The following is a 6,304-nucleotide window of genomic DNA, read 5'->3' on the forward strand; positions in this document are numbered from 1 at the left end:
CTGATGCAAGTGGGAGCGTTTAGCGATCGAGATAACGCCGAGGACGCGGTTCGGCTGCTCAATCAGAGCGGGCTGAGAGCCGTGATCCAGCGACTTTAGTAGAGCCTGTCTTTAGAGCCTGTCTTGCCCCAAATCCATGCCGCTAGAATAAAAAGAGAAACTTAAAAGTTCGGCATGAGGAATGAACGGTCGGTTTGAGTCTCTGAAACAAAGTTTCATGATTCTTAGTTTTGTGACGGCTGCCCTGCTCGTCATTACCGACTGGCAATTGTCTCAAGCTGACCCTGAATCCCCTATTTTGCCGCCCATCTCAACGCTGCCGCCTCAGGAAGAAGCCCCCTTTAGACCCGTTAGTCCCACTCGTGCCGGACTCGCTGCAACGCTGCAATCTGCCCTCAATCCTGACCCGATCGCTGCCCAAACCAGGCTAGTGGTGCGTCTGGGCGATCGTCAGGTCGTGGTTTATCAACATGACCAGGAGATTGCGAGCTATCCGATCGCAGTCGGGCGTGAAGGCTGGGAAACCCCGGTTGGCAGTTTTCGGATTATCTCAATGCAAAAAGACCCGGTCTGGCGGCATCCGTTCACGGGCGAACTCTTCTTCTCAGGCGCCGACAATCCCCTTGGCTCTCGCTGGGTCGGCTTCTGGACAGACGGTGTGCATCAGATCGGCTTCCACGGTACCAATCGAGAAGAGCTGATCGGGCAGGCAGTTTCCCATGGCTGCCTCCGAATGCGCGATGCCGATGCTCAGGCACTTTATGCACAGGTTGCAATTGGAACACTGGTCGAAGTCCAGCCCTAGTTCGATCGCCTTTTCTCCACCGTCCACAGGCGTTCTTCAAGATCGTCTGGATCGGTGCGGTCTTCGTAGACTAGCTTGAGGCGATAGTCCGATCGAAGAATTTTTCGATTATTGGGTTCAGGATTGAGCAGATAAATCGGAGCGAACCCTTCAGCAATGTTCAGATTGCGAAAATCTTCAATAAGCTGCAATCGAATGTCCGGGCGGAGCCATGCACTAAATGCCAGCGTATCGGAAACCGACCCGTCGCTAATGACCAGAGGATTTGGCTGTTGATTAATCATTTCTGAAACGATCGGGTAATAGGCACTGCGCGGATTGCTCTTATTCCACCAAACCACTGCCTGAGAGCTGACACTGCAAGCGATAATTCCTGCAATCACAAACCCTGCTAAGAGCAATTGACCAACTTTTTGCTGCCATTTTCGACCCTTGGTAGCCAGCGTGGTGAATAAAAACGCGAATGTGATCTGAATGCCTAAGATAAACGGAAATAAATAGCGAATCCGCAGCGATCGGCGGCCCCCGTTGATCAAATCAGGAATTGCCAAACAAAGAAACGTGACGCTTACCAATAGCCCGATCAATAGCCAGGTGCGAGGCGGCGTATGACGAATCAAAAAATACAGCGCAAATGCAGCTAAAAGAACAATCAGGAGATTTGCAGAAGCCAGATCGCGATCGAGAAATGCCTGATTCAGGTGAAACACCCAGCGATCAATTATGGCAGATAGCGGCTGATTTCCAATCAATGCAGAAGTCGATTCGCTTACTTGTTCTTGGCGAATAAACAGCAGCGCAATCCAGGGAATAAAACTAATGACTGCACCTGAAGCCGTGATTAGAAATGCAGTGAGATTGCCAGTGATCCGCCGTTTACCAATTCCTTCCACAATCAGGACATACAAACCCTGCGCCAGCAGCACAAAAGTAAACAAAAGCTGGGTATAAAGTCCGGCGACGACCGTTACTCCATACGCAATCCAGTGGATTGGTCTTTCCAAACGCAAAGCCCGCAGTAGCAGCGCACTCGACAGCAGCACCCACACCGTGAGCAAACTGTAGGGACGCGCCTCCTGAGCAAACAAAACGTGAATTGGCGTAATTGCATACAGCCCGATCGCAGTCCAGGCAACTGCCGGATTTGCAAACAGTTCGCGACAAAGCCAGTACAAACAGGGAATCGCCAGAACGCTGAATACTGCTGTCAGGAAGCGCATGGTTCCGACCGAATGCCCGACAAACCCAACCCAGAGCCGCGCCAGCAAAAAGTACAAGGGCGTGTGTTCTGCCGTTCCAGTGAGGGCGTTTAGCGTGTCTCCCCATCCTTTCTCAGGACGCAAACGCTGATACTGCCGAAACTCCTCGACGCTGAGCACTTCTCCGGTAAAAGCTTGCTGCAAAACTTCGACTCGTGTGTTGCCCAGTGCCCGCAGCGAGGTACTAGTTTCATCGATCCAGTAAACTTTGCGATCGAGATGATAAAACCGAAAGAAAATGCCAATGACCAGCAGCGCAACCACGCCATAGCGCAACCAGGCAGGCAACGATCGCCACTCTTTCCCAATTGTCCTGATCCCGATTGCCCCATCGGGGGAGCTGCTTCGCATCGGTTCTGCCACCACTGACCCTTTCTCCCGGAGTCGCAAACTGCTAAAATCCCCCAAAGTTTACCGGATTGCCAGGGGCGATCGCAAAAGGGGGAAGCAAACGGAGCCGATCGCCCGTCTAAGAAAAGAGAATGTTTGAAAAGTTATGGCTATGCCCCGAACTGCTCCCCTGGGTCAATTCTGGCGGGAACCGAGCCTGCTCTCAATACTCAAAGTTCCCCAAAAGTCCCCCAGCATGAGGGGAGTTAGGCGGCAATGTCAAACCCCTCACACTGCATCAAACATCCTCTCAATCGATCGTCATCTCCTGAATCCATGCTTGCTAAACGTCTCCACACCTGGCTAATTCCTGCTCACCCTTCGGTTTCGCAGACGCGCTTCTGGCTGAGTTTGAGCCTGACCTTTGCTGCCCTGTTTGGCATTCTGGGACTGCAAAAAGCATTTGCGAATTTTTACATTGTGCAGGACGACGCCCGGCAGCATATTTTCTGGATGCAGCGATTTCTTGACCCCCAGTTGTTTCCCAATGACTGGATTGCAGATTATTTTCAGTCGGTTGCGCCCTGGGGCTACAGCGGCTTCTATCGGGTGTTTGCGGCGATCGGCATTGATCCGCTATTGCTGAGTAAGCTGCTCCCGCCCCTGCTGGGGTTGATTGCTACTTACTACGGCTTTCGGCTTGCGCTTCAGTTGCTTCCCGTTCCCTTGACCGGATTTCTTGCCTGTCTGCTGCTCAATTACCTGTTTTGGAGTCAGGATGACTTGGCTTCGGCAACGCCCAGAGCCTTTATGCTGCCGATATTTCTGGCGTTTTTGCACTTTTTGCTGAAGCGATCGCTCCTTGCCTGTCTCATCCTGATCGCGCTGGAAGGCTTATTTTATCCGCAGTTTGTGTTTGTGTTTGCCGGACTGCTGCTGTGGCTACCCTTGCGCTGGCAATCAGGGCGACTGAGGCTCTCTGAAAATCGCTGGGATTACTGGTTTTGCGGGGCGGGTTTGCTGGTGGCGTTTCTGGTGCTGCTGCCCTATGCGCTGGTGACGACGCAATTTGATCCGGTAGTGAGCGTAGCAGAGGCAAAACAACTGCCCGACTTTTACGTCGGCGGACGCAATCCTTTCTTTTATCCCGATCCGCTTTATTTCTGGCTGGTTAGCTTTCGAGGCGGGCTGTTTCCTACGTTTAAACCGTTTCTGCTGGCAATCGGTTTTTTGCTGCCGCTGCTGTACCTTAAACCGCTGCGAAACCGATTACCGCTGCTGCGTCAGACCAAACCTCTGATGTTGCTGCAAATCACGATCGTTGCCCTCGGACTCTTCATGATGGCGCATCTGTTGCTGTTCCGGCTCCATCTGCCCAGTCGCTATAGTGCCTATACGCTGCGAATTGTCTTGGTGTATGCGGCGGCGATCGTCCTGACGGTGGCATTCGATGGGCTGCTGCACGGGCTACAACGATCGCGGCAGATTGGCATAAAGGCAATTGCTTGGGCACTGATTGGGGTAACGACGGTGACTCTGTTGCTGTATCCCAGCTACGCCTACCCTTTTATGAAGGTGAACTACAAAACAGGACCAAACCCCCAGCTTTACCAGTTTTTTGCTCAGCAGCCCAAAGACACAATAATTGCTTCCCTGGTACAAGATATCGACTTTGTTCCGACCTTTGCCAAGCGACCGATTCTGGTAGGGCGCGAATATGCGATTCCGTATCACGACGGCTATATCACTCCCTTTCGCCAAAGAGCGAATGATCTGATTCGGGCACAATACAGCCTCGATCGCGCTGCTTTAACCGACGTCATTCGCACCTATGGCATTGATTTTTGGGTAGTGAGCCGCGATTCTTTTCGTCCAGAATTTCTAAAAAATACTTGGATTCGCCAATACCCGGAGGCGATCGAGCAGGCGGTAGCCAATTTGCAACAGGGAACTCCTGCCCTGGCAAGGCAACGGCAACGCTGCACCGTGCAACGTGACGGAAATTTGATCGTGCTGGACGCAACCTGTTTGCTGCGCGATTCTCGCTAATCCTGCCAGTGCAAGTTCGTCCTAATGTCTTATGTTTTAAGATAGTGAGTATTGCTTCTGAGAATCTTGTAAAACTTCGTTAAATTTCAGCCCCTCATGGATATTACAGAGTTTTTTCAGCAAAGTTCAGGAAAATGGTTTTCCCAGCGCACAAGCCATCACCTGGCGTTTAAACAGTCGGAAAGTGGCAAGTCAAATCTGACGATCGAGATACTGCCCAAAGACGACCCGGCTGTCGTCAAACTCTGTCAGCAGTACGAAGTCGATCCGGCTCTGGCACTTTGCGGAGCACGGGTGAGCTGGGACGGCACAATGGAATGGGACGAAGAAAAGCACGCTGGCTCGACGGTGCTAGTGCCGATCGCCGATGCTGAAAAATCAAACGAGGGCAAGCTTCTGCGCGAACAGGGCTACGCTGAAAAAGCTCCAGTGGCAGGACGCTACATCATGGGCAGCGACGACGCGCTGACGCTCATCACCGAATACGAAACGATGTATTCTGAAGAGCGGCTCTGGTTTGCCAGCCCCAATCTGCGCCTGAGAACCAGCATCCTGAAGCGATTTGGCGGTTTCAGCATGGCATCTTTCTGCTCAGAAATCCGTATGGGTGGCGCACAGCCCCAATCGACGATCGCTTCAACCACTGCCGCTACCAGCCCAGCCCCGACCGAAGCCTGATTCCAAGTCCCTGGCTGAGGAAGAAGTTTAATCCAGGGGCAGCTTTCCTACATTGCCCCCTCGATTTCACTTTCTGGTTTTGTCCCCATAAACGGGAGGCTTTGAAACCATTCGGACAGAATTGAGTTTTCCAGGAGCGGCGATCGTTCACCCATCTCCTAATTCACTTCAAAATCCTGCCTTTCGCCTTCAGGCTAGCAGGCTTAAAGCGGCGGTTCCGGGGACAATGATGAATTTTCAAGCATTTTCCGAAACCTAGTTTCTTCTGCCGATTTCTTCGACTGCGCCTGCGCCCCTTGCCTGCACAACGGCTTTGAGCCGCCAGTAGAAATCAGAAACTTCCAGCGTTGGTGTGAACTGGTCAATGGGTGGGGGTTCGCTCACGATCGCATGGCGAATTTCTTCTGAACTGATGATTCCAGAGGTGGAATTGTTTTGCGTTGTGTTCGGCAATTGCAGCCAGCTTGTTTGATGCAGAGCAGTACCTTCTGCGGGGGAATTAGCTGTGGCATTTTTCCCACTGAGATTCTCCTGAACCGAGCCATCGATCGCCCCTGCCTGGGGAGTTTCGCTGCGATCGGCTCTGAATTCTTCAGCAGTCCCATCGATTGCAGTCCCCTTTATTGAGGGCTGAGCCGTTTTCACCCCCAGCAAAGCTGAACTGGACAGGTCTCCGGCACTCAGCATCGGACGAAGGCTAACTATGCGCTCAAATTCGCCGTTGAAGTGGTAGACCGCACGAGTCCGCCGTCGCCACAGGTTTAAAATTTGCTCGATCGAGATTGCTTTATAGCGTCCTTGATACAGGGCCTCGATTGTTGCCAGGCGAATCCAAAGCGCAGGATACTGCTGCATCCAGTAATCGACCAGTGCCTTGACCGAATATCCGTCCAGGTCAAATCCGTAGCGGCTAATCAGTTCCGTCACTTCTGCTGAGATTTCTTTTGCCAGTTGATTCATGGCTGTGGCAGGGGGAGACAGGGTCAGGAGCAGTTTCTTTCGGGGAAACTACTTTGCATTGCTTGAACAAACATTCTTGCAATTGCATTTCTAGTCTCTCAAGTCTTGCAGGGAAACGCCAACTATCAACCGGAAGGATTTATTGTTGCTGTACGCCATCAATCACATTATCTTCTGAATTTAAGCCCGAAAACGGACCCGGATCACCCGTCCAGTTAAAGTC

General features: G+C 52.0%; 7 protein-coding genes. 5 read left to right on the top strand and 2 right to left on the bottom strand.

The features are described 5' to 3' along the window. The first annotated feature begins 3 nt into the window (after nucleotides 1-3). The gene (locus H6F80_RS31070; RefSeq protein WP_518523504.1) at nucleotides 4-99 is read left to right on the top strand and encodes an SPOR domain-containing protein; all 96 of its coding nucleotides are present in this window, start codon (nucleotides 4-6) and stop codon (nucleotides 97-99) included. 118 nt (nucleotides 100-217) lie between these two features. Next, a complete protein-coding gene (locus H6F80_RS02910) occupies nucleotides 218-805 on the top strand; it encodes a L,D-transpeptidase (protein WP_190790112.1) in 588 nt (195 codons plus the stop codon). On the opposite strand, the gene H6F80_RS02915 is transcribed toward H6F80_RS02910, so the two are convergent. Next, on the bottom strand, nucleotides 802-2,415 hold the full coding sequence (locus H6F80_RS02915) for a glycosyltransferase family 39 protein (protein WP_190790113.1): 1,614 nt from the start codon (nucleotides 2,413-2,415) through the stop codon (nucleotides 802-804). The genes H6F80_RS02910 and H6F80_RS02915 overlap by 4 nt on opposite strands. A 315-nt stretch (nucleotides 2,416-2,730) precedes the next feature. Between H6F80_RS02915 and H6F80_RS02920 the strand changes: the two genes are divergently transcribed. The 3 genes from H6F80_RS02920 to H6F80_RS02930 all read left to right on the top strand — a co-directional run bounded on the left by H6F80_RS02920 (nucleotide 2,731) and on the right by H6F80_RS02930 (nucleotide 5,380). Continuing rightward, the gene (locus H6F80_RS02920) at nucleotides 2,731-4,443 is read left to right on the top strand and encodes a hypothetical protein (protein ID WP_190790114.1); all 1,713 of its coding nucleotides are present in this window, start codon (nucleotides 2,731-2,733) and stop codon (nucleotides 4,441-4,443) included. A 96-nt stretch (nucleotides 4,444-4,539) separates the two neighbouring features. Then, nucleotides 4,540-5,121 (top strand): phycobiliprotein lyase, encoded by a 582-nt coding sequence (locus H6F80_RS02925; RefSeq protein ID WP_190790115.1) that lies wholly within the window; start codon nucleotides 4,540-4,542, stop codon nucleotides 5,119-5,121. A gap of 121 nt (nucleotides 5,122-5,242) precedes the next feature. Further along, on the top strand, nucleotides 5,243-5,380 hold the full coding sequence (locus tag H6F80_RS02930; protein ID WP_190790116.1) for a hypothetical protein: 138 nt from the start codon (nucleotides 5,243-5,245) through the stop codon (nucleotides 5,378-5,380). Here H6F80_RS02930 and H6F80_RS02935 read toward each other — a convergent pair. Further along, complete coding sequence (locus H6F80_RS02935) at nucleotides 5,377-6,081, bottom strand: hypothetical protein (protein ID WP_190790117.1); 705 nt, start codon at nucleotides 6,079-6,081, stop codon at nucleotides 5,377-5,379. The genes H6F80_RS02930 and H6F80_RS02935 overlap by 4 nt on opposite strands. Between the last annotated feature and the right edge of the window lie 223 nt (nucleotides 6,082-6,304).

Source organism: Leptolyngbya sp. FACHB-711 (assembly GCF_014695615.1).
GTDB lineage: Bacteria > Cyanobacteriota > Cyanobacteriia > Elainellales > Elainellaceae > Leptolyngbya_A.